Source organism: Nocardia sp. NPDC056952 (assembly GCF_042674185.1).
In the GTDB taxonomy this organism is placed as follows: Bacteria; Actinomycetota; Actinomycetes; order Mycobacteriales; family Mycobacteriaceae; genus Nocardia.
In genome coordinates this window covers 205878-228387 of sequence record NZ_JBHURA010000009.1, presented here as the reverse complement: position 1 = coordinate 228387, position 22510 = coordinate 205878, and the positions used below count along the sequence as shown (strand labels likewise).

Below are 22510 nucleotides of genomic sequence, written 5' to 3'. Positions count from 1 at the left end.
GGAGCTGACAGGGGCCATCGGGCGAAAGTTTCCGGCTCAGCCGAGCAGGCGCCAGTCCTCGAGACCCTGGTAGAGCGGGACGCTCTGGGCCAGGCGCGACACCCGGCCGCGCAGGGTGTCGACGTCGGAGGTGCCCGCCAGGGCGGCGGCGATGATGTCGGCTACCTCGGTGAACTCGGTGTCGCCGAAACCGCGGGTGGCCAGGGCCGCCGTGCCGATGCGCAGACCCGAGGTGACCATCGGGGGGCGAGGGTCGAACGGGACGGCGTTGCGGTTGACGGTGATGCCGACCTCGTGGAGGACGTCTTCGGCCTGCTGACCGTCGAGTTCGGAGTTGCGCAGGTCGACCAGGACCAGGTGCACGTCGGTGCCGCCGGTCAGGACCGAAACACCCTTGTCCTTCACGTCGGCGCCGGTCAGACGCTCGGCGAGGATGCGCGCGCCGGACAGGGTGCGAACCTGACGGTCGGCGAACTCCTCGGTGGCGGCGATCTTGAACGCGGCGGCCTTGGCGGCGATCACGTGCATGAGCGGGCCGCCCTGCTGACCGGGGAACACCGCGGAGTTGAGCTTCTTGGCGAATTCCTGCTTGGCCAGGATCAGGCCGGAGCGGGGGCCGCCGAGGGTCTTGTGCACGGTGGAGGACACCACGTCGGCGTACGGCACGGGCGAGGGGTGCAGACCGGCGGCGACCAGGCCGGCGAAGTGCGCCATGTCGACCCACAGGTAGGCGCCGACCTCGTCGGCGATCTCCCGGAAGCGGGCGAAGTCCTGGTGGCGAGGGTAGGCCGACCAGCCGGCGACGATCACCTTCGGCTTGGCCTTCAGTGCGATGTCACGCACCTCGTCCATGTCGATCCGGTGGTCTTCCTTCGACACACCGTAGGAGTGGACGTCGTAGAGCTTGCCCGAGAAGTTCAGGCGCATGCCGTGGGTGAGGTGACCGCCGTGCGCGAGGTCGAGACCCAACAGGGTCTCGCCCGGGTTCATCAGCGCCATCAGCACCGCGGCGTTGGCCTGCGCGCCCGAGTGGGGCTGCACGTTGGCGAATTCGGCGCCGAAGAGCTCCTTGGCCCGGTCGCGAGCCAGGGTCTCCACCACGTCGACGGCCTCGCAGCCGCCGTAGTAGCGGCGGCCCGGGTACCCCTCGGCGTACTTGTTCGTGAGGACGGAGCCCTGCGCCTGCAGGACCGCGCGCGGCACGAAGTTCTCCGAAGCGATCATCTCGAGGGTGTCGCGTTCGCGGGCGAGCTCGCCCGCCATCGCGGCGGCCAACTCGGGATCGAGCTCACCGAGAGACTGGGTATTCACCGAAGCGGTCGTCTGCGTCACGCCGTCGAGTCTATTGCCGACCGTGTGCGCGCCGAGCACGGGGATACCGCAACACCGTCCCGGCCGCTACCGGAGAGACCGGGGTCACAGCCCGTCTGACCAGGTTCGATAGTCGTCGAACAGGCGAACTCGCTGTTCAACCCCGGCGGGTGCGCCGTCAGCCGGTAGCGACACTCATCCGCCGGATCGCCCCCGGCGTCAGCGGCTCGTCGAGCAGACGCCCGAACCGCTCGACCCGATCCTGGGCACCGGCCGCACCGTCGAGCCACCCACCGAGCAAGCGGTAACCCTCGACATAGGTGCTGATGTAGGCCCGCCACAGCGGCGAGGACAGAAATCGCAGCGACTGCCGCGCCCGTTCCGGCGTCGCCAGAATCCACCGTTGCAGGAACAGCGCCACCTCGTCTTCGCTGCGATGCTGGTCGTGCAGCAGCAGCGCGGCGTCCTGACGCACGTTCAGCAGTTTCGCCGACGCGGTCGAGAAGCGTTCGGCCCGTTCACCGTCGAAACGAAGGCCGAGGTCGGCGTAGATCTCCTGCGCCCAGACGCCCCAGCCGGGTCCGACGATCGACCGAAGGGCCAGGTCGGCGAGGCCCTCGGCCATCAGGCACTGCGGGGTGTTGACCAGGAACAGCGTCTGCTCGTCCTCGCCCGCCGCGACCAGTCCGGCCTCCTTGCGGCAGTGCTCGGTGTGATGACCGGGGTAGGCCTCGTGCGCGATGAGCGCGGGGAGGTTGCCCATGTGCTGTTTGAGGTCGGAGTTGATCGCGACCGTCGAGGCGAAATTGCCCAGGTAGTAGTTGAACCCGGACCACGGCTTGTCGCCGACCACCTCGTAGGTGACGTGCTCGTTGTCGGGCAGCGGATAGCGTTCGCGTACCCGCTCCCGCAGCGCACTCGAGAACGCTTCGACACAGGTAGCGAGCTTTTCCGGGGGGATCTCGTCACCGCGGCGGTAGGCGGCGGCGCGTTCGGCCAGCGGTCCGTCGCCGCCGAGCACCTCGTCCATCTGCCGGTGCGCCTCCCGATAGTCGTCGGGGTCGCCCGGTGCGATGTCGACGTCGAAGTAGGCGCGGACCTCGTCGACGAAGCCGATCTGCTCACCGGCGAACTTGCGGGCCGAGCACTCCATCGCCACCAGGTGGGCATCGAGGAATTCGGTGCGCTGAGCCGAGAGCCCGGCATCGGGCAGGGCGGCGCGCAGATCGACGGCACGGCGGGCCAGCTCCGAGGGCACCGGGACGGGCGCGTTCTCGATATCGCGGCGCAATTGCGGATCGCCGGTGTAGGCGTCGACGAACCCCTCTTCGAGGCGATCGAAAGCCAAACCAAGGCGCAGGTATTCGGTGACAAGTGGATGTGACCCCATCCGCCCGACATTACGTGGTCGATCGGAAAATGGCGTCTTACCTCGGTGTTGTCGCTGGTTACCGACCGGTAGCCAAACCCCCTGTTGCGCGCGGGCAGCGAGCACGGAGCACAATCTCGCTATGCGGTCAGAGTTATCCCGGATCTCACCAGACGGGCAGCCAAGCTGTGCGGATGCGCCCGGACGGAGGGTCGGGTAGGTGGCACGGATGAGTGAACCGAGCCCCTATGTGGAGTTCGATCGAAGCCAGTGGCGCACACTGCGCAAGTCGACTCCCCTGGTACTGACCGAGGACGAGCTGACCGGCCTGCGCGGTCTCGGCGAGCAGATCGACCTCGACGAAGTCGCCGAGGTCTACCTGCCGCTGGCCCGGTTGATCCATCTACAGGTCGCGGCCCGGCAGCGGCTGTTCGCCGCCACCGCCACCTTCCTCGGCGAGAAACATCCCGACAAGCAGGTGCCGTTCGTGATCGGTGTCGCGGGCAGTGTCGCGGTCGGCAAGTCGACCACCGCGCGCGTGCTCCAGGCGCTGCTGGCGCGCTGGGATCACCACCCCCGGGTCGACCTGGTGACCACCGATGGATTCCTTTATCCCACAGCCGAACTCATTCGTCGCGGCATCATGCACCGCAAGGGGTTCCCGGAAAGCTACGACCGGCGCAAGCTGCTGCGATTCGTCACCGAGGTGAAGTCGGGCGCCGAAGAGGTGTGCGCGCCGGTGTATTCGCACAAGTCCTACGACATCGTGCCCGACGAGAAGCACTGTGTGCGCCAGCCCGACATTCTCATCGTCGAGGGCCTGAACGTGCTGCAGACCGGTCCGCGACTGATGGTGTCGGACCTGTTCGACTTCTCCATCTATGTCGACGCCCGCATCGAGGACATCGAGAACTGGTACGTGCAGCGCTTTCTCGCGTTGCGCAAGACCGGCTTCGCCGACCCCGACGCGCACTTCCACCACTACGCGGCCTTCGACGACGAACAGGCCACCGCGGCCGCGCGCGATATCTGGCACTCGACCAACCGGCCCAACCTGGTGGAGAACATCCTGCCGACGCGCCCCCGCGCAACCCTGGTGTTGCGCAAGGACTCCGACCACACGATCAACAGGTTGCGGCTGCGCAAGCTCTGATCCGCCCGCGCCCCGACACCGCTCAGCCGGTGGCCGTCGGCGCACCGAGCGAGACGACCTGCTTCGCCAATTCCTCACGGGCATCGCCCTTGTGGACGACCAACACCCCGTGCGGTGTGCCGCGCGCGTCGGTGGGCTCACCGGCGACCACCTCGATCACCGACTCCTGCGTGTGCGGGAGCATGTCGACCACCGGGTACTCCCCGACCGGCGCCCACCCCTGCGCCGCCGACTGCAACCGGTCGACCATGCTGGGCGCGCCCAGGACATCGGCCCACTTGCGGGTGGCGATCGTGATCGAGCCGTCGGCGGTCCAGCGCGGGCTGTAGGCCGCCGAGCACTCACCCGGCAGCGTGGGCAGGGCCCGGACGCCGTTGGTGGCGGCGTCGATGGTCGCCACATTGCCACTGCCGCAGGTCGCGCTGCGCGCTGTCGCCCCGGCCAGCACGAAGGTGTGCCCATCGGGGCCGGCCGCGGCCGAGAGTCCGGCGTCGATGCCCGGCACGCGACCCAGCGGCAGGATGACATCGGCGCCGATCGCGTAGAGGTGGCTCTTCTCCCACCACAGGCCGCGCGATTCGACCCGGGCCAGCAGCACGAATTCGTCGGTGGCCGCTACCAGCTTGGCCCCGTCCCACGCGCCACCGGTCAGCGGGCTCGGCGAATCCGGCAGGACGATCTCCCGTTCGGCCGCGGCGGGTTCGGCACCGGCCAGGTCCATGCTCATGATCTCGCCCGGCTCCCGCCACCAGCCGACCACCGACCCACGCAGTGCCACCGCGTCGGTGCAGTCACACGGTATGCGCGTCACCGACCGGTCCCGCACCCCCAACGCGACGAGCGTCTTGCTGCTGGTCTCCACCGCGAAGGCGTATCGCCCGTCCCTGGTGAACATCACCGCGGCCGACGAATAGCCGAAACTGCCCGGTGCCCGCACGGTTTCGGCGCCGCGCACCACCGCCAGCTCGGCGTCGGTGCGATAGGCGAACACCGCACCCTTCGCGGCCTGCTCCTCGGCGGGCGTCAGTCGCGGCGGCGCGGGCTGGTCGACCCCACCGCAGCCAGCGACGACCGCCACGGCACCGCACACGGCGCCGAGCACCACGATCCGCGCCCGCCACCCGCTCGCCTTCGTCGCAATTCCCACAGCTCACACCCCTGCAATGTGTCGTCGGGCCCGGTCTCGCGCAGCAGCCTAGCGGGGGGTGGCGCCGGATCGGGTCTACTCCGCTACAACTTCCAGGCCGCGTCGAGCCTGGTCGCCACGTCGATATTGCGGACCGCCGCGATCTCGGGCTTGCGGATCTCCTGTGCGACGTACCGGGCGACGAACCGGCGGATCTCGTGGTCGACGCTGGCCAGCACCCGCAGCAACTCACCGCGCTTGGAGCTGCTGGCGACATTGACCCGCACATCGCCCGGACGCGGCTCGGCGATATCGATGACCACCCGCAACGGGTCGGCGGTGCGCGCGGTGAGATGCAGATGCACGGTGCCGTCGACCCGGAAACGCGACCGGTCGACCGCCAGATCGAGAACCAGATCCACGCGCAACGGGATGGTCAGTTCGAAGGAGATGAACGCGTCGACGAAACGCAGGATTCGTGGCTGCCCGAGCTCCACCTGCGCGGTGACCTTCGCCAGCCGACCGGGCCCCACCCCGATGGGCCCGAAATCGAAAGCGGCACCGGTGAGTTGGCCGAACGCGTCGGCGATGCGCTGCTCGGAGACGGCGTATTCCAGGAAACGCCTGCCGAATTCCTCATAGCTGATGTAAGAAGGCTGGTCGGGTTCCACTGACCGCAGAGTACGCGACGGTTACGACATCACACGCCGAAACGGCGGTGGCGCGCGGCGTAATCCCTTAGTGCGCGCAGGAAGTCGACACGCCGGAATTCCGGCCAATACGCCTCGGTGAACCAGATCTCCGAATAGGCGCTCTGCCACAACAGGAACCCCGAAAGTCGCTGCTCACCAGAGGTTCTGATCACCAGGTCCGGGTCGGGCTGACCGGAGGTGTAGAGATGCTGGCCGATCGCGTCGACCGTAATCGACTGCACCAGATCCTCACCCGACTCGCCCGAGGCGATCTCCTGGCGCACCAGCGACCGCACCGCGTCGGTGATCTCCTGACGGCCGCCGTAACCCACCGCGACATTCACGTGCACGCCGTCGCGCCCGCTCGTTCGCTCGGCGGCCACCCGCAGCCGCTTGGCGATCAACTCGGGGAAACCCTCGAGCGACCCGACGATCCGCACACTCCAGTTCTGCTCCGGGGCGGACAGTTCCTCGACGACATCGGTGATGACCTCGAACAGGGTCTCGAGCTCGTCGGGGTCGCGGCGCAGATTCTCGGTGGAGAGCAGGTAGACGGTGACCATCTCGATGCCCTGATCGGAACACCAGCCGACGAGCTCGGCGATCTTCAGGGCGCCGACGCGATGGCCGTGGCTCACATCGGTGAACCCGTTCTCACGCGCCCAGCGTCGATTGCCGTCGCACATGACGGCGACGTGGCGAGGGTGCTGCTTGTCTGCCAGCTGCTGCGACAGCCTGGCTTCGTAGATGCGGTACGGCAATCCACGCACCCGACCAAGAAACTCCACGCCCGCACCCTACGCTTGCCCGCCTCCCCGAGTATTTTGCCGGTCGTGAGTAGGGGGTGAGATCCGTCCCGGGCCGGCGGCACGGGCAAGGCCGGGTTTCGGGGTGGCCGGGAAGTTACCCATGTCCTCCCGAGATCAGCCGGTCGGGTTTTGTGTGGCCAGGGGCACGTTTGTGGTGTCGAGATGGGCGTTTGACGTACGGTTGGGGCACAACCTACGGTACCGTAGGTTCCGGCTCGGGAGGTTACGTGGACGATGTCCTGACTGAGATCGCCACGGTGATCAAGCCCCGTTTTCGTGGCTGGATCCATACGTGGGCGGTCGGCGTCGCCGCTGTCGCGGTGACGGTGCTCGTGGTGTTCGGGTTCCTCACGTCGTTGACCGCGGGGTGGTCGACGCTGCTCTACGGGATCTCGGTGTGCGCGCTGTTCGGGGTGAGCGCGGTGTATCACCGGGTCACCTGGGCCAGCGTGCGGACGCGGGTGCGGATGAAGCGGGCCGACCATTCGATGATCTTCCTGTTCATCGCCGGCAGTTACACGCCGTTCGCGCTGCTCGGGTTGCCCGGGCGGACCGGGCAGATCCTGCTGGCCGTGGTGTGGGCGGGGGCCGTCGCCGGGGTCGCGTTGAAGTTGCTGTGGCCTACCGCGCCCGCGTGGGTGGGGGTGCCGCTGTACCTGTTGCTCGGGTGGGCGATCGTGCCGGTGGTCCCCGAGCTGCTGCACAACGTCGGAGTGGCGCCGCTGGTGCTGCTCGCGGTCGGTGGCGTGATCTACAGCGTGGGGGCTGTTCTCTACGCGACCAAGTGGCCCAACCCCTGGCCCGACTTCGGGCACCACGAGTTCTTCCACGCCGCGACGGTGGTCGCGGCACTGTGTCACTACATCGCGATCTGGCTGGTCGTGCTCGGCTGAACGGCGCGTGCGCGTGGCCGCTACCCGCGCGCCTTCTATGCTCGGTAGTTGTGTCACCCGTCAGCGCAGCACGTGATGCCCGGGCGTCCTCGGGCGCCGGGCTCGGGCGTGCGCGGTGAACCGGCTGGTCCGGTGGGCGCTGCAGTCCTACTGGGGACTCGCGCTGGTGGTCATCACCGCCAACATGGTCGGGGTCGCGGCCATCTTCCTGGTCAGCTGGGCGGGTGGCGTGTTCACCCGGATCGGCGACGACTGGAGTGACGCGGCGGTACTGATCCTGATCTACCCGGTGCTCGCCTTCTCCCTCGGGATCGGGATCGCGCTCTACGACCGGCGCCGATATATGCGCTGGCTCGACGACAACCGCAAACCGACGCCGGAGGAAGCGCGGGTCCTGATCCGGCTGCCCGCCGCGATCACCCTGCGCGCGATCATCCTGTGGACACCGGGCGTCGCGTTGACCGTGTGGCTGGTCGACCGGTTCACCGACTATCACAACATCACCGTGCTGCTGGCCGGATTCACGCTCGGCGGGCTGGAGGCGGCGGGCGCGATCTACCTGATCCTGGACCGCCTGATCCGCCCGGCCGTGCCGATCATCACCGCGGTGCTCGGGCCGACGGTGCATCCCAGCTCGACCGTGCTGGTGCGGGTGCTCGTCACCTGGGCGGTATCCAGTGCGCTGCCGGGGCTGATCATCATCGTCGTCCTCAGTGACACGACCACACCGGCATCCGACCGGGTGCGTGCGGCGTGGTTGTTCTCCATCGTCGCGCTCGGGGTGGGCGCCCTGGCCACCGCGCTGCTCGCGCGCTCGGTGGCCACGCCGATGCGCACGATGTACCGGGCGCTGGACCGGATCACCCGCGGCGAACTCGATGTGCGGGTGCCCGTCAGCAGCGCGAGCGAGATCGGCCGCCTCGAACACTCGGTCAACGAACTCGCCGCCACCCTGCGCGACCAGATGCACACCGAGGACGTCTTCGGCAGGCACGTCGGATCCACGGTGGCCGAACGCGCCCTGTCGGGCAGCTCCGACCTCACCGGCGATGTGCGCATCGTCTCGGCGCTGTTCGTCGACGTCACCGGCTCGGTGCAGCTCTCCGCCGAAATGGCCCCCGAGGATTTCGTCCACAAACTCAACCGGCTGCTCGCCACCGTCGTAGCGGCCACCGAGGACAACGGCGGCCTGGTGAACAAGTTCGCCGGCGACGCCGCGCTGTGCATCTTCGGCGCGCCGTCCGCACTCCAGGACAACGCCACCCCTGCCCTGCGCGCCGCCCGCCGCATCCGCGACGAAGTAGTGGCCACCGGCGAGCTCGACGTCGGCATCGGCGTCGCCCGTGGCCAGGTCTTCGCCGGCGACGTCGGCGCCGACACCCGCCTCGAATTCACCGTCATCGGCGACGCGGTCAACGAAGCGGCCCGCCTCACGACAGTGGCGAAGGAAGCACCGCGGCGGGTGTTGGTCAGCGATGCGATCTGGCAGGCCGCGACCCCGGCCGAACGAGCCAAGTGGAAGCGCTACAAGGACTTACGGCTGCGCGGTATCCCCGGCCGGACCCGGACCTGGACAGACATCTCACCGAGAAAGTGAGACCCGGGTCCGTTACCGCCGCAGCGAAGCCGTCAGCGCGGCGGGATCGGTGACCGGGAGGTCGCAGACCGAGCCACGGCAGACATAGGCGGCGGGGGCGCCGTTGACGAGGGGGCGGTCGTTCAGAAGAGGTGCGGTGTTCGGCGGGGCCGCGAGGACGATCGAGCCGCCAGGGGCGCAGGCACGGGCAGCGGCCAGGAGTTCCATTGCCGTGGAAGACTTCTCGGTGGCCGCGATGGCCACCTGGTACGGGCCGCGGACCGATGCTTCGGCGACGGAGAGCCAGTTGCCCGCGGTGCGTGGTGCGCGGGCCAGCAGGATCGCGCCGAGGGCGAGGGTCTGGTCGGCGAGTTCGCGATAGCGGATGGCACGGTCGGGGTCGGCGACCGCCGAGGCAGTGAGGAGCGCCTCGGCCAACGCGGAAGCGCCGGACGGGGTGGCGCCGTCGACGGGGTCGCGGGGGCGGGCGACCAGGGTTTCGGCGTCGTCGGCGGTGTCGAACCAGCTGCCGGGGCGTTCGGGGTCGGCGAAGTGGTCGATCGTGTTGTCCAGCAGCAGCTGTGCGGCGGCGAGCCAGTCGGGTTCGCCGGTGGCCTGGTAGAGGGCGAGCAGGCCGGTGACGAACCAGGCGTAGTCCTCGAGGACGCCGGGCGGGGTGCCCGCGACACCGTCGAGGGAGGCGCGGCGCAGTCGGCCGTCGACGAGGTGGACGTCGAGCAGGTAGCGGGCGCATCGCACGGCAGCGGCGATCCACGACGGTTCTTCCAGTGCCGCACCGGCTTCCGCGAGTGCGGTGATGGTCATGCCGTTCCAGGCGGTGACCACTTTGTCGTCACGGGCGGGCTGTGGGCGCCGGGTACGAGCCTCGAACAACTGGGCGCGCAGTCGATCGAAACGTGACGACTGCTCGGCGTCGACGGGATCGCTGTGGCGGGTGAGCACCGAGGTGCCCTGTTCGAAATTGCCGCCGGTGCTGACGCCGAAAGCGTCGGCGGCCCACATGCCGTCGAGCGGGCCGAGTTCGCCGATCAGCTCGGCCGGCGTCCACACATAGGTCGCGCCTTCGACGCCGGGCCCGTCCGGTTCGAGGTGGGTGTCGGCGTCGAGCGCGGAGGCGAAACCGCCCTGCGCCGTGCCGAGATCACCGAGCAGGAATTCGACCGTCTCCCGGGTCACCCTGTGCGGCAACGACTCCAGCGGGGTCACGGGCGCGCGACGCGCGAGATGGGCGTAGGCGCGCAGCAGCAGGGCATTGTCGTAGAGCATCTTCTCGAAGTGCGGCACGAGCCACCCGGCGTCGACCGAGTAGCGCGCGAACCCGCCGCGCAACTGGTCGTAGATCCCGCCACGCGCCATCGCCTCGGCCGTGCGCTCGACCACGTCGAACACCGACTGGTCGCCGGTCCGCTCCCAGTGCCGCAGCAGCCCTTCCAGCAACGCCGACGGCGGAAACTTCGGCGCCCCACCGAATCCACCGTGCGTCGCGTCCTCGTCGGCGACGACGGCGGGCACGGCCTTGTCGAGAAGATCAGGGGCAATGGCGAATTCGGCGTCGGGCAGACCCGATGCCTGCGCCTGGAGCGCATCGGTCACCTGCCGCGCGGCCTTGTCCACATCGTCGCGCCGGTTGCGCCAGGTCTCGGTCACCGCGCTGAGCAACTGCGTGAACGACGGCATGCCGCCGCGCGGCTGCTTCGGGTAGTAGGTACCGCAGTAGAACGGTGCGCCGTCGGGGGTGAGAAAGCACGTCATGGGCCAGCCGCCCTGCCCGGTCATGGCCACGGTGGCGTTCATGTACACCGCGTCCAGATCGGGACGCTCCTCCCGGTCCACCTTCACGCAGACGAAGTCGGCGTTCATCTGCTCGGCCGTGGCGAGGTCCTCGAAGGACTCGTGGGCCATCACATGGCACCAGTGGCAGCTCGCATAACCGATCGACAGCAGGATCGGCACATTGCGCTCGGCGGCCTCGGCTAGCGCGTCGGCATCCCACTCCCGCCAGTGGACGGGGTTGTCGGCGTGTTGACGCAGATAGGGCGAGGTCGCACCGGCCAATCGGTTCACGAGTTCCACCCTGCCATACGCGACGAGCGCGGGGTTCGCCCCATGTGGTGGACGCGCCCTTCGCCCGGCCTGCGGTGCTCAGGCAATTTCTTCGCATCCCCCACGCGGCCCACCGCGCGGCCACGAATCCGCCATCGATTATTAACCTTTCCCGCTGAAATCAACGCGATCGCAACGGTGTTCGACCGCTTCGCCTGGCCGTATACCTAGAACTCGGATCCAGCATCCTGCGTGATTCGCTCGGCCATAGGGGAGTGCATTGTCTGTGCAAGCGGAAACCGGCGAAATTCCGGCTTCCGCGGCAACACGCCGAGCAGTTGTCACAACGGCATGTGTCGCGGTCGCGGTCGCCCAAATGGCGACCACCATCTACCTGCCGAGCATGCCGGCGCTGGGCGCCGACATCGGCGCCGGCGACAGCGTCCTGCAGCTGTCGGTGGCCGTGTTCGTGGTGTTCGCCGCGCTCCCGGTCGTCGCCTGGGGCAGAGCGGCGGAACGGTTCGGCCGGGTACCGGCCTTCGTCGCGGCCGGGCTGTGCTTCGTCCTCGCCAGCGCGGGCCTCGCGCTGATCACCAACGCGCCCGAGTTGCTCGGGCTGCGCGTGGTCCAGGCGATCGGGGCGGGCGGGATCGCGGTGGTCGGCCGGATGATGATCAAGGATCTGTTCACCGGCGCGGAGCTCGCGCGCCAGCTCGCGCTGCTGTCGATGGCGTTCGTCGTCGCGCTCGGTGGCGGGCAGGTGATCGGCGGCATCGTCACCTCGACGGTCGGGTGGCGATACGGGTTCGTCGTGCTGGCTGTGCTGGCCGCGGTGCCGGTCGCCTTCGCCCTGCGCATCTCGCTGCCCCGACGCGAACCGGGGCCGAGAGCCAAAGGCACAGCAAGACGCCTGTTCACCGACCGGATCTTCGTCGTCAGCGCGGTAGCGGGCGGCATCGGATTCGCCGTCATCGTGATGATCCAGCAGAAGTCCGCGTTCATCTTCACCGACCGATTCGCGCTCTCACCGTGGGTGTTCGGCCTGTTCGGCGTCTTCTACGGTGCCGCCTACCTCGGCGGCGCGACCTACGTCCGCCGGCGTGTGCGACAGGTGGGAGCGCACGCCATGATGCGGCAGGGCGCCGCGATCATGCTCGCGGGCTGCGTGCTCGTCACCGTCGTGTGGGCCGTCGATCTGCCCCGGGCGATCGCGCTGCCGGTCTTCCTCGCCGGGTACGTCACCACGACCTTCGGCCAGGCGACGCTGTTCCCCAACAGCGCCGCGCACGCTGTCAGCCACCTCGCCACCGGCGCCGCCATCGCCGTCTCGTGGTGCGCGCTGGTGCAGCAGGGCCTAGCGGGCATCGCCTCGCTGGCAGGCCCCACCCTGTCCGGGCTCCTCGCCTGGTCCATCGCCATCACCCTGCTCGCCGCGGTGAACGTACTCGTCGTCGCGGCGCCCGAGAAAACTGACGCACCCTCGCCAACAAAGGAATGAACGGAATGGCCAGAAACCAATTCGCAAATATCCGCAGGCAGTTGCAACTGAGCAACACATTCTGGGACGACAGCACCACGCACGGACTGGTCGACATCATCGCCGATGATATGCGCGAGGGAATTGTCCATTCCCGCGACGGTCGAACGATCGTCAACTTCTCGTCCTATTCCTATCTCGGTTTGGACAGCGATCCACGAATCATCGAGGGCGCCCATCGCGGGCTCGACGAAACCGCGACGATCAATTCTTCTATTTCCCGGATGCGCATCCGGCTCGGTCTGCTGGAGGAGGCCGAACAGCGGCTCTCCCGGACCTTCGACGCGCAGGCGGTCACCGTGTCGTCGTGCGCGGCCGCCGCGTGGGCGACCTTGCCGCTGCTCGCCTCCGGTGAGCTCACCGACGGGCACCCGCCGCTGGTGGTCTTCGACAAGAACGCACACTTCTGCCTGAACGCGATGAAGCCGCTGGTCGCCGACGAGACCGAGTTGGTCACGATCGAGCACAACGACATCGCCGCCTTGGAAGAGTTGTGCCGCAAGCATTCCCACGTGGCCTACGTGGCGGACGGGGTCTACAGCACCGGCGGTGGCGCACCACTGGCCGAGCTGCACCGGCTCCAGGATCGCTACGGCTTGTTCCTGTATTTCGATGAGGCGCACGGCATTTCGACATTGGGTAGCCACGGCCGCGGATACGTTCTCGGAGCCTACGAGGGCTGGCGCGAACGGACCCTCGTGATCGCCTCGCTCAACAAGGGTTTCGGCGCCAGCGGTGGCGTGATCTTCTTCGGCGCGGCGGGCGACGCGTCCCGCACACCCACCCTGTTGCGCACGAGCGGCCCGCTGATGTGGTCGCAGCGCGTCAACACCGCCGGACTCGGCGCGATCATCGCCGCCTGCGACCTCCACGACGACGGCACCGTCGACCGGCTCCAGGTCGCGCTCCAGGAGCGGGTCCGCCTGTTCGACTCGCTGGTCGACACCGACCTCGCCGGTGACGGCCTGCCGATCAGATTCGTGAGCATCGGCCAGGAGGACGTCACCGTCGCCGTGGCCAGGGACATGCTCGACGCCGGTTTCTACACCTCGCCGGTGTTCTTCCCGATCATCCGCCGCGGCAGCGCGGGCCTGCGCCTGATGCTGCGGGCCGACCTCGACCCCGACACGATCCGCCGCTTCGCCGACACCCTGAGCTCGAGTCTCGCCGCGCATCAGGACCGGGAGGAACTACCAGCATGACCGCCGTCATCGAGAACACCCTCGGATTCGAAGCCCAACGCGCTCTGCTGCGTGACCACACCGCCGAGATCGTGGCGCCGCGCCGGCGCCCAGGCGACGCGAAACTTCCGGTGCGCGAACGGGTCAACCGCATCCTGGATCCGGGGACGCCGTTCCTGGAGATCGGTCGCCTCGCCGCGCACGAGGTCTACGACACCGATCTGCCCGCGGCCGCGCTGATCGTCGGCATCGGCACCATCCACGGCAGGCCGTGCATGGTGTTCGCCAACGACCCGCACGTGAAGGGCGGAACCTTCTATCCGCTCACGATCAAGAAGCACCTGCGCGGGCAGAAACTGGCCAGGGAGTACCGGCTGCCGTGCGTGTATCTGGCGGACTCGGGCGGCATCTACCTGCCGTTGCAGGAGGAGATCTTCCCCGACGAGGAGCACCTCGGAAAGATGTTCCGCAATATCGCGGAGATGTCGGCCCTCGGCTTGCCGCAGATCTCGGCCGTGCTCGGCATCTGCACGGCGGGTGGCGCCTACATCCCGGCGATGAGCGACGAGACCGTGATGGTCAAGGATCTGAGCACCGTCTTCCTCGGCGGGCCGCAGCTGGTGGAGGCCGCCACGGGCGTGGTGGTCGACGCGCAGACTCTCGGCGGCGCCGATCTGCACGTCCGCGAAACCGCGGTGGCCGATCATCTCGCGGCGAACGAACTGGAAGCGCTGGCGATGGTGCGCGACATCGTGTCCCGTACCCCCGGTGACCGCGTGCATCCGCCGGCATTCGAAGTGCTCGAGCCCGCCGACGATCCGGCGCGGCTCCCGGATCTGATTCCGGCGACCACCAAGAAGGAGATGGACGTCCGCGCGATTCTGCGCTGCGTGGTCGATGCGGGCTCGTGGGTCGAATACCGCAAGGACTACGGCATCACGATCGTGTGCGCGACCGCCCGGATCGCGGGTTACGAGGTCGGGATCATCGCCAATCAGGGCGTGATCTTCCCCGACAGCGCGCTCAAGGCCACCAACTTCATCCAGATCTGCGAACAGCGCCGCATCCCACTGTTGTTCGTGCACAACGTGAGTGGGTTCATGGTCGGCGAGGAGTACGAACGGGCCGGGATCGCCAAACACGGCGCGAAGATGGTGAACGCGGTCTCGTGCGCCACGGTGCCGAAGATCTCGCTGGTGATCGGCGGCAGTTTCGGCGCCGCCAATTTCGCGATGTCGGGGCGGTCGATGGGCGGCCAGTTCATGGCGATGTGGCCGAATGCCCGCTCCACCGGGGTCGGTGGCGAGCAGGCCGCGGCGGTGATGGCGATCCTCAAGCGTGACCGGCTGCGCCGCGAGGGCAAGGAGCTCAGCGCCGCCGAGGAAGCCGCCATCAAGCAGCCGATCATCGACAGCTTCGAGCGCCAATCGCTGCCGACCTACATCGCGGCCCGCATGTGGATCGACGCCGTGGTCGAACCGGAGGACACCCGCTCGTGGCTGGCGCGCTGCCTGTCGCTGGCGCACGAGCGCTGGGACCGGCCGCAGCCCGCGGGTTCGAACTTCGGGGTGTTCCGGCTGTGATCTCTCGACTACTCATCGCGAACCGGGGCGAGATCGCCGCCCGGATCGCCCGTACCTGCGATCGCCTCGGCATCGAGTACGTGACGGTGAGCGTGGCGGCGGACCGGTCGCTCACCTATCACGCGGCGGCGGTGTCGACCGTCACGCTGCCCGAGGGGTATCTCGATATCGGCGCACTGGTGCACGCCGCCACCGAAACCGGTTGCGACGCAGTACATCCCGGATACGGATTCCTGTCCGAGAACGCCGATTTCGCGCGGGCGGTCCGTGCGGCCGGATTGGTGTTCGTCGGCCCGAGTTCGCGGGTGATCGAGACGATGGCCGACAAGTCCTCCGCGCGCCAGATCATGGCCGAGGCGGGTGTGCCCGTGCTGCCCGGCACCGTGCGGGCGAGCGAGGATCTCGATGCCCTGGTGGGCGCGGCGGCCGACATCGGGTACCCGCTGATCGTCAAGCCGGCGGGCGGTGGTGGCGGCAAGGGCATGTCGGTGGTGCGCGCGGCCGCCGGACTGCGCGAGGCGCTGGCGTCTGCTTCCCGCACCGCGACAGCGGCTTTCGCCGACGGCCGACTGCACCTGGAACGGTACGTCGAGCGCGCACGTCACATCGAGGTACAGGTCTTCGGCGACGAATTCGGCCACGCTGTCCACCTTTTCGATCGCGACTGCTCGCTGCAACGGCGGCATCAGAAGGTGATCGAGGAAGCGCCTGCCCCGCGGATTCCCGCCGCGGTGCGCGCGGCCATGTTCGCCGCCGCGGTCCAGGGCACGAAGGCTTTGCAGTACGTGGGCGCGGGCACTTTCGAGTTCCTGCTGGTCGGGGACGAGTTCTTCTTCATCGAGATGAACACCCGGCTGCAGGTGGAGCACACCGTCACCGAGGAGATCACCGGCCTGGACCTGGTGGAGTGGCAATTGCTGGTCGCCGCGGGCGAACCGCTGCCCGCCGACCAGGCGGCTATCGGGTACTCGGGCGCTTCGGTGCAGGTGCGGATGTACGCCGAGGACCCCTTCCGGTCGTTCCTGCCGTGCCCGGGCGAGCTCGAGGTCACCCACTGGCCGGATGTTCGCGTCGAACGCGCCTTCGCCCGCCACCTCGATGTCACCGGCGGGTTCGATCCGATGATCGCCAAACTCGTCGCCACCGGCGCCACCCGCGACGACGCGCTCGCCGCCGCCCGTCTGGCCTGCGAAGACCTTCGCTGGCAGGGCATTTCGACCAACCTCGGCTTCGTCTCACGTGTCCTGGCCGCCCCGATCGTCGCGGCGGCCGAGCACGACACCGCCTATCTGGACCGGATCGATCCGGTCGCCGAGTTCGGCGATCCCGACGAGCTCAGCGCCCTCGCGGTGGCCGCGGCGCTCACCGCCCCCGACCGCGCGACACCCTGGTCGACCGGCGCGCCCGGCGGTGATCGGTCCTGGCTCGATCCCACCGATCGCGACCTCGGCGGTCTCGACCTGTCGGTCGACGGGCGCGCGGTGACGGTGCGAGTCGGCGGCTACGAGGGCGACGCGGTGCTCGTGCGCGCCGACAACACCGCCGACCCGAGCAGCCCCGCTGTGCAGACCACCGGCCGCAGCGCCACCACCCGGCGCACGACCGAGGTGGGCGTCACCGCTCGACGAACCGACCGCGACACGATCACAGTCGGCTCGACCCCCTGCGTCGTACAACGCGTAGGCGAGGGCTGGATCTGCCAGGTAGCCGGGGTTTCCCGGCAGGTGCGCTACGCCGAATACCGCTCGCTCGGCACGACCGCGACGGATCCCGAGATCCGATCGCCCATGCCGGGCACCCTCGTGCAGCTCCACGTCGAATCGGGCAACCCGGTCGAGAAGGGACAGCTGCTCGGCGTGGTCGAGGCCATGAAGCTCGAACACGAACTGACCGCCACCCATGCGGGGATCGTCACCGTGACCGCGGCCGAAGGCGCCGTGGTCACCACAGCTCAATCATTGTTTCTCATCGAAGAGAGGGGCGCCGCGCTGTGATGCGACATCGGCGACTACTTGCCACAGCTCTGGTATCGGCGGTGGCCGTGCTGGCGACCGCGTGCGGTGGAACGGACACCGCGGCACGCGAATCGGCGCAACCGGTCAGCGGCGGCTCGTTGACGTGGGGGGTGGAGACCGAACCGACGACGTTGAACCCGCACCTCAACGGGCAGAGCAATACGCACCTGATGTTGCGCAACGTCTTCGAGTCGCTCCTCGCGCGCACCACCGAGGGCGGTTTCGTCTCGTGGCTGGCCACCGGCCACGAGATCTCGCCCGACGGGCTCACCTATACCTTCCCCCTGCGCGAGGGCGTGAAGTTCACCGACGGCAATCCGCTCACCGCGACCGCCGTGGCCCGCAACTTCACCACGATGCAGGACGTGTCCTATTCCGGCGGCTGGTCCGCCGGGCCGCTGTCACATCTGGCCGCGGTCACCGCCCGCGACGAGCGCACCGTGGTGTTCACCCTGAAGGACCCGTACGCGCCGTTCCTCGACTTCGCCGCCGGTTTCCCCATCATCTCCTCGGCCGCGTGGGACAAGCCGCAGCTCAAGGCCGGTGGGCCGGAGATCGCCGGTACCGGTCCGTTCATCCTCGACCGCTACGTGAAGGGTCAGGAACTGCACTTCCGCAAGAACCCCGACTACAACTGGGCGCCACAGAGCGCCAAGCATCAGGGTCCGGCCTACCTCGACGAGGTGACCTACCGTTTCCTGCCCGAGTCGTCGGTGCGCACCGGCGCGCTCACCTCCGGTCAGGTCGACCTCATCGAAGGCGTCTCCGGCAACGACGCCTCGCTGTTCCGGGACAACCCCGACTTCACCTATACGACCGGGCTGAACAACGGCAGCCCGTACACGCTGTACTGGAACGCGACCTTCGGCCCGGCCACCGATCAACGAGTCCGCAAGGCGCTCAACAACTCCGTCGACGTGAACGCGGTGCTGCAGTCGATCTATCGCGGTGAGCGCACCCGAGGCTGGGGCATCGCCTCCAGCGTCGACACCCTGTTCTACGACAAGAGCATCGAGGGCACCTACGGCGCCGACAAAGCCGCCTCGAACCGGCTGCTCGACGAAGCGGGCTGGACGGCAAAGGATTCCGAAGGGTTCCGGACCAAGGACGGCCAGCGGCTGACCGTCGAACTGGTGCAGGCCCAGTCGACGGTGCGCGACCAGCGTGAGGTGCTGTTGCAGGCGGTGCAGGCACAGGCCAAGCAGAACGCGGGCATCGATCTGAAGCTGTCCTACGTCGACCTCGGCACCTACAGCGAGCTCCGCAAGAAGAACGCCTTCGGGTCGATCGCCAACTCCGACACCATCACCGGCGGCATCGACATCGAGAACCACTGGTACCCGCCGACGCCGCTGGGCACCCTGAACTACAGCCGCGCCACCGATCCCGAACTGTCCACCTGGCTGCGGGCCGCCGCCTCGACCACCGACTCCGCCGAGCGGGCGAAGCAGTACGCGCAATTGCAGCGCTTCGCGATCGTCGACAAGGCCTACGGGCTGCCGCTCTACATTCCCGAGAACCAGATCGCGACGGGAGCCCACGTGTACGGCGCGGGATACCGTCCGTACAAGCAGCTCGCGGAGAACGCGTACGACATCTGGGTCGATCGTGGATAGCCACCGATGACGACGGAAGCGATCGCACCGGAGGTCGTGACCACCACAGTGGACAGCGAGGCTCGCGCCGGCACAGCCACACGGATCGCGCTGCGGGTGATCACGGGTCTCGGCGTGCTCTGGGGCGCGACCACGCTGTCGTTCCTCGGTGTGCGGCTGGCGCCGGGCGACACGGTCGACGTGTTGCTCGGCGAACAGCAGCGCACCCCGGAGGTCGAGGCGGCCATCCGTGCCGAATGGGGACTCGACAGCCCGGCCGTTGTCCAGTACGCCCGCTACCTGTGGAATGTGGCGCACGGGGATTTCGGGCGTTCCTACGTGTTGCAGCGGCCGGTATCGGAAGTCATCGGCTCGCAGGCCGGTCCCACCTTGGCGCTGACCGGTGCCGCGTTGGTGGTGGCGCTGGTGTTCGCGGTCGTCGTCGCGACGAGCACGGCGCAGCGGCGGCGATCACGCGCCATCGCGAATGCGGTGGAACTGGCTCTTGTCTCGACGCCCTCCTTCTGGCTCGGCATCGTGTTGCTGTCGGTGTTCAGCTTCCAGCTGAAGATCTTTCCGGTGGCGGCGAACAAGGGGCTGCCGGCCTTGGTTCTGCCCGCACTCGCCCTCGGTCTGTCGCTGGGCGCGGTGATCTCCCAGGTGCTGCGCGACGGGCTGGAGCGGGCGCTGGACGAACCGTTCGCGGTGACGGTGCGGTCGTGGTCGGTGAGCGAGAGTGTGTTGCGGCTGCGACACGGTCTGCGGCACGCGGCCCTGCCCGCGGTGACGCTGACCGGCTGGCTGGTCGGCGGATTGCTCGGCGGGGCGGTGATCATCGAAGAGGTCTTCGGACGACCCGGACTCGGACGGGTGACCGTCGACGCTGTACTGGCGCAGGACCTTCCCGTGGTGCTCGCGGTCGCGATCCTCTCCGCCTTCGTCTACGTCGTGATCAGCACGCTGGTCGATCTGCTCTACCTGTGGCTCGACCCGCGTCTGCGCCGCGACTCACGCAATGGAGGGAAACGATGACTGTCACCGCGACGCCGCGCGCGGCCGGTCGACTCGGTCTACGCGCACAGGGTTTCGCTGTAGCGCCGGGCGTAGCGGTGGCAGCGCTGACGGTGGGGCTGGTCGCGATCGCGGTGGTCGCCCCGGCCCTGCTGACCGGTGCCGACCCGCTCGCCGCCGATCCCCTTGCCGCCCAGCTGCCGCCGAGTGCGCAGCACTGGTTCGGCACCGACCACCTGGGCCGCGACGTTCTCACCCGGGTCATCCACGGCGCGCGCTACTCGCTGCTCATCGGCATCACCGCTGTCGCGATCGCGGTGGTCGCGGGCACGGCGCTGGGTTTGCTGTCCGGGTTGGCGCGCGGTCCGCTCGACGAGCTGATCACCCGGTTCCTCGACGTGGTCTCGGCGTTCCCCGATCTGCTGCTCGCGCTGGTCCTGATCGCGTTCACCGGCCCCGGCACCACGAACCTGATCTTCGCGCTCGGCATCGCCTCGATCCCCCGGTTCGCCCGGGTGGTGCGCGCGCAGACCCTCGTCGTGCAGGAGTCCGGGTATGTCGAACAGGCGAGGACTTTCGGGCTCACCAGGGCAACGCTGGTGCGGCGGCACGTCCTGCCGCACGCGGTCGCGCAGGTCCCGATCCTGGCCACCATCGGTCTCGGCACCGCCATTCTCGGCGCGGCCGGTCTGAGCTTTCTCGGGATGGGCCCGCAACCGCCGGAACCGGAATGGGGCGCGATGCTGGCCGAGGGACGCAACTATCTGCGCAATGCCTGGTGGATCGCGGTGCTGCCCGGCGTGGCGGTGACCGCCACGGTCATCGCGGTGAGCTCGCTCGGTCGGCACTGGCAGCGGCACTACGACGGAAGGCCATCGGTATGAGTCTGATCGCGGTCGAGAATCTGCGAGTCGGGTTCGCGGGCAAGGAGGTGGTGCACGGCATCGATCTGCGGATCGAGCCGGGCCAGGCCGTCGCCCTGGTCGGTGAATCCGGGTCGGGCAAATCGGTGACGGCACGCGCGCTGGTCGGCCTGGCCGGTCCGGGCGCGGGGGTGCGCGCCGACCGTCTCGAACTCTTCGGGCAGGACGCGCGCGGCCATCGCGATCGGCAGTGGCGGCGAATCCGGGGCAGCGACATCGGATTCGTCCTCCAGGACGCGTTGGTCTCCCTCGACCCGCTGTACTCGATCGGTAGCCAGCTCGCCGAAGCGCAACGCGCGCTGACCGACCTGCGCGGGCAGGCGCTCACCGCCCGCAGCGTGCGACTGCTCACCGATGTCGGCGTCCCCGAACCCGAACTGCGCCTGCGTCAGTATCCCCATGAGCTGTCCGGCGGGTTGCGTCAGCGTGTGTTGATCGCGACGGCGCTCGCCGGCGATCCTCGGCTCATCGTCGCCGACGAGCCGACCACCGCACTCGATGTGACTGTCCAGCAACAGATTCTGGAACTCCTTCGCGCCCGCAAGGCCGACGGCACGGCACTGCTCCTGATCAGCCACGACCTGGCAGTGGTCGCCGAGGTGGCGGACCGGGTGCTGGTGATGCGCGACGGGGAGGTCGTCGAGGAGGGCAGCACGCGCGACGTGCTGACCCGTCCGGAGCACCCGTACACGAAGAAGCTGCTCGCGGCCGTTCCGTCCGCCGCCTCGCGCGGTTCGAAGCTGACGGTTTCCGACCAGCTCGCCGAACCACGCCAGCCCACCGATCCGCCGATTTCATCGCCGGCTCCGGCATCGTCGCGATCGGAGCCGCTGGTTCGCGCCGAACTCCGCGAGCAGTCGCCACCGCGCTCGGTGGACAACACCCGGGTCGTGCTCTCGGTCCGCAACCTGCGCAAGACCTACGGCTCCGGATCGGCCGCCCGCACCGTGGTCGACAATGTCGACTTCGACCTGTTCGGCGGCGAGACTCTGGGCATCGTCGGCGAATCGGGTTCGGGCAAAACCACCACGGCCCGCCTCGCGCTGCGGCTCGTCACACCGTCGTCCGGACGGGTGGTCGTCGACGGCGAACCATGGAGTGAGCTCTCCGACAAGGCATTACGCCCATTGCGTGGCGCGGCGCAACTGATCGCCCAGGACCCCCTCAGCTCCTTCGACCCCCGCTACACCGTGGAGCGCGTCATCGGCGAAAGCCTCGACACCGTCGATCTGCGGGGCAAAGCCCGCACCCGGCGCGTCCGCGAAATCCTCGACGCGGTCGGCCTCGCCCGCGACCTGCTCGCCCGCCACCCCCGCACCCTCTCCGGCGGCCAACGCCAGCGCGTAGCCATCGCCCGCGCCCTCGCCCCCAACCCCGCCCTCCTGGTCGCCGACGAGCCGCTGTCCGCCCTCGACGTCTCCGTGCAAGCTCAGATCCTCGACCTCCTCGCCGAACTCCGATCCGAGTTCGGCACCGCCCTTCTGCTCATCTCCCACGACCTCGGCGTCGTGCACCACCTCGCCGACCGCGTCCTGGTCATGAAAGACGGCAGGATCGTCGAATCCGGCGAAGCGGATTCCGTCCTGCGCTCACCCCAGCACGAATACACCCGCCAACTCGTCGCCTCGGTCCCCCGCCTCCCCGAGGCCGCCGATCGCCGATGACCACCGCA

General features: G+C 68.6%; 17 protein-coding genes. 11 read left to right on the top strand and 6 right to left on the bottom strand.

Annotated features, from left to right (window positions below; all coding sequences use genetic code 11):
* Positions 1 to 36: 36 nt before the first annotated feature.
* Positions 37 to 1332, bottom strand: a complete 1296-nt coding sequence (gene glyA, locus ACFTS5_RS27295; RefSeq protein ID WP_101468461.1) for a serine hydroxymethyltransferase — start codon at positions 1330 to 1332, stop codon at positions 37 to 39.
* Between the two features lie 157 nt (positions 1333 to 1489).
* On the bottom strand, positions 1490 to 2701 hold the full coding sequence (locus ACFTS5_RS27290; RefSeq protein WP_378636302.1) for a DUF885 domain-containing protein: 1212 nt from the start codon (positions 2699 to 2701) through the stop codon (positions 1490 to 1492).
* A 199-nt stretch (positions 2702 to 2900) separates the two neighbouring features.
* On the opposite strand from ACFTS5_RS27290, the gene coaA reads away from it, so the two are divergent.
* Positions 2901 to 3833: a type I pantothenate kinase gene (coaA, locus tag ACFTS5_RS27285; RefSeq protein ID WP_101465876.1), complete on the top strand. Its 933-nt coding sequence runs from the start codon at positions 2901 to 2903 to the stop codon at positions 3831 to 3833.
* Positions 3834 to 3855: 22 nt separating this feature from the next.
* Here coaA and ACFTS5_RS27280 read toward each other — a convergent pair whose 3' ends face one another.
* From ACFTS5_RS27280 to ACFTS5_RS27270, 3 genes are all read right to left on the bottom strand, one after another.
* The gene (locus ACFTS5_RS27280) at positions 3856 to 4980 is read right to left on the bottom strand and encodes a hypothetical protein (protein WP_378636298.1); all 1125 of its coding nucleotides are present in this window, start codon (positions 4978 to 4980) and stop codon (positions 3856 to 3858) included.
* A gap of 83 nt (positions 4981 to 5063) precedes the next feature.
* Positions 5064 to 5630 (bottom strand): hypothetical protein, encoded by a 567-nt coding sequence (locus ACFTS5_RS27275; protein ID WP_378636297.1) that lies wholly within the window; start codon positions 5628 to 5630, stop codon positions 5064 to 5066.
* A 29-nt stretch (positions 5631 to 5659) separates the two neighbouring features.
* Positions 5660 to 6439, bottom strand: coding sequence for an isoprenyl transferase (locus tag ACFTS5_RS27270; protein WP_378636294.1), 780 nt, complete (start codon positions 6437 to 6439; stop codon positions 5660 to 5662).
* Positions 6440 to 6687: 248 nt separating this feature from the next.
* On the opposite strand from ACFTS5_RS27270, the gene ACFTS5_RS27265 reads away from it, so the two are divergent.
* A complete protein-coding gene (locus ACFTS5_RS27265; RefSeq protein WP_378636292.1) occupies positions 6688 to 7353 on the top strand; it encodes a hemolysin III family protein in 666 nt (221 codons plus the stop codon).
* 115 nt (positions 7354 to 7468) lie between these two features.
* Positions 7469 to 8950 (top strand): adenylate/guanylate cyclase domain-containing protein, encoded by a 1482-nt coding sequence (locus tag ACFTS5_RS27260; protein ID WP_378636289.1) that lies wholly within the window; start codon positions 7469 to 7471, stop codon positions 8948 to 8950.
* Positions 8951 to 8962: 12 nt separating this feature from the next.
* On the opposite strand, the gene ACFTS5_RS27255 is transcribed toward ACFTS5_RS27260, so the two are convergent.
* Positions 8963 to 11014: a thioredoxin domain-containing protein gene (locus ACFTS5_RS27255; protein WP_378636286.1), complete on the bottom strand. Its 2052-nt coding sequence runs from the start codon at positions 11012 to 11014 to the stop codon at positions 8963 to 8965.
* Between the two features lie 265 nt (positions 11015 to 11279).
* Between ACFTS5_RS27255 and ACFTS5_RS27250 the strand changes: the two genes are divergently transcribed.
* The 8 genes from ACFTS5_RS27250 to ACFTS5_RS27215 are packed head-to-tail and all read left to right on the top strand — an operon-like array spanning position 11280 to position 22502.
* Entirely contained in the window at positions 11280 to 12491 is a 1212-nt protein-coding gene (locus tag ACFTS5_RS27250) for an MFS transporter (protein ID WP_378636359.1), read from the top strand.
* Between the two features lie 5 nt (positions 12492 to 12496).
* Positions 12497 to 13732: an aminotransferase class I/II-fold pyridoxal phosphate-dependent enzyme gene (locus tag ACFTS5_RS27245; protein WP_378636284.1), complete on the top strand. Its 1236-nt coding sequence runs from the start codon at positions 12497 to 12499 to the stop codon at positions 13730 to 13732.
* Entirely contained in the window at positions 13729 to 15294 is a 1566-nt protein-coding gene (locus ACFTS5_RS27240; RefSeq protein WP_378636281.1) for an acyl-CoA carboxylase subunit beta, read from the top strand. The genes ACFTS5_RS27245 and ACFTS5_RS27240 overlap by 4 nt, the downstream gene beginning before the upstream one ends.
* On the top strand, positions 15291 to 17288 hold the full coding sequence (locus ACFTS5_RS27235) for an acetyl/propionyl/methylcrotonyl-CoA carboxylase subunit alpha (RefSeq protein ID WP_378636279.1): 1998 nt from the start codon (positions 15291 to 15293) through the stop codon (positions 17286 to 17288). Before ACFTS5_RS27240 ends, ACFTS5_RS27235 begins: the two co-directional genes overlap by 4 nt.
* Positions 17288 to 18925 (top strand): ABC transporter substrate-binding protein, encoded by a 1638-nt coding sequence (locus ACFTS5_RS27230; protein WP_378636357.1) that lies wholly within the window; start codon positions 17288 to 17290, stop codon positions 18923 to 18925. Before ACFTS5_RS27235 ends, ACFTS5_RS27230 begins: the two co-directional genes overlap by 1 nt.
* Positions 18926 to 18931: 6 nt before the next feature.
* Positions 18932 to 19936 (top strand): ABC transporter permease, encoded by a 1005-nt coding sequence (locus ACFTS5_RS27225; RefSeq protein ID WP_378636276.1) that lies wholly within the window; start codon positions 18932 to 18934, stop codon positions 19934 to 19936.
* Positions 19933 to 20799, top strand: coding sequence for an ABC transporter permease (locus tag ACFTS5_RS27220; RefSeq protein ID WP_378636273.1), 867 nt, complete (start codon positions 19933 to 19935; stop codon positions 20797 to 20799). Before ACFTS5_RS27225 ends, ACFTS5_RS27220 begins: the two co-directional genes overlap by 4 nt.
* Positions 20796 to 22502, top strand: coding sequence for a dipeptide ABC transporter ATP-binding protein (locus ACFTS5_RS27215; RefSeq protein WP_378636271.1), 1707 nt, complete (start codon positions 20796 to 20798; stop codon positions 22500 to 22502). Before ACFTS5_RS27220 ends, ACFTS5_RS27215 begins: the two co-directional genes overlap by 4 nt.
* Positions 22503 to 22510 lie beyond the last annotated feature (8 nt).

Coding starts and splice junctions, on each gene's coding strand:
- ACFTS5_RS27290 (WP_378636302.1), bottom strand. CDS start 2,701: ATGGGGTCACATCCACTTGTCACCGAATACCTGCGCCTTGGTTTGGCT.
- ACFTS5_RS27245 (WP_378636284.1), top strand. CDS start 12,497: ATGGCCAGAAACCAATTCGCAAATATCCGCAGGCAGTTGCAACTGAGC.
- ACFTS5_RS27240 (WP_378636281.1), top strand. CDS start 13,729: ATGACCGCCGTCATCGAGAACACCCTCGGATTCGAAGCCCAACGCGCT.
- ACFTS5_RS27230 (WP_378636357.1), top strand. CDS start 17,288: ATGCGACATCGGCGACTACTTGCCACAGCTCTGGTATCGGCGGTGGCC.
- ACFTS5_RS27225 (WP_378636276.1), top strand. CDS start 18,932: ATGACGACGGAAGCGATCGCACCGGAGGTCGTGACCACCACAGTGGAC.
- ACFTS5_RS27220 (WP_378636273.1), top strand. CDS start 19,933: ATGACTGTCACCGCGACGCCGCGCGCGGCCGGTCGACTCGGTCTACGC.
- ACFTS5_RS27215 (WP_378636271.1), top strand. CDS start 20,796: ATGAGTCTGATCGCGGTCGAGAATCTGCGAGTCGGGTTCGCGGGCAAG.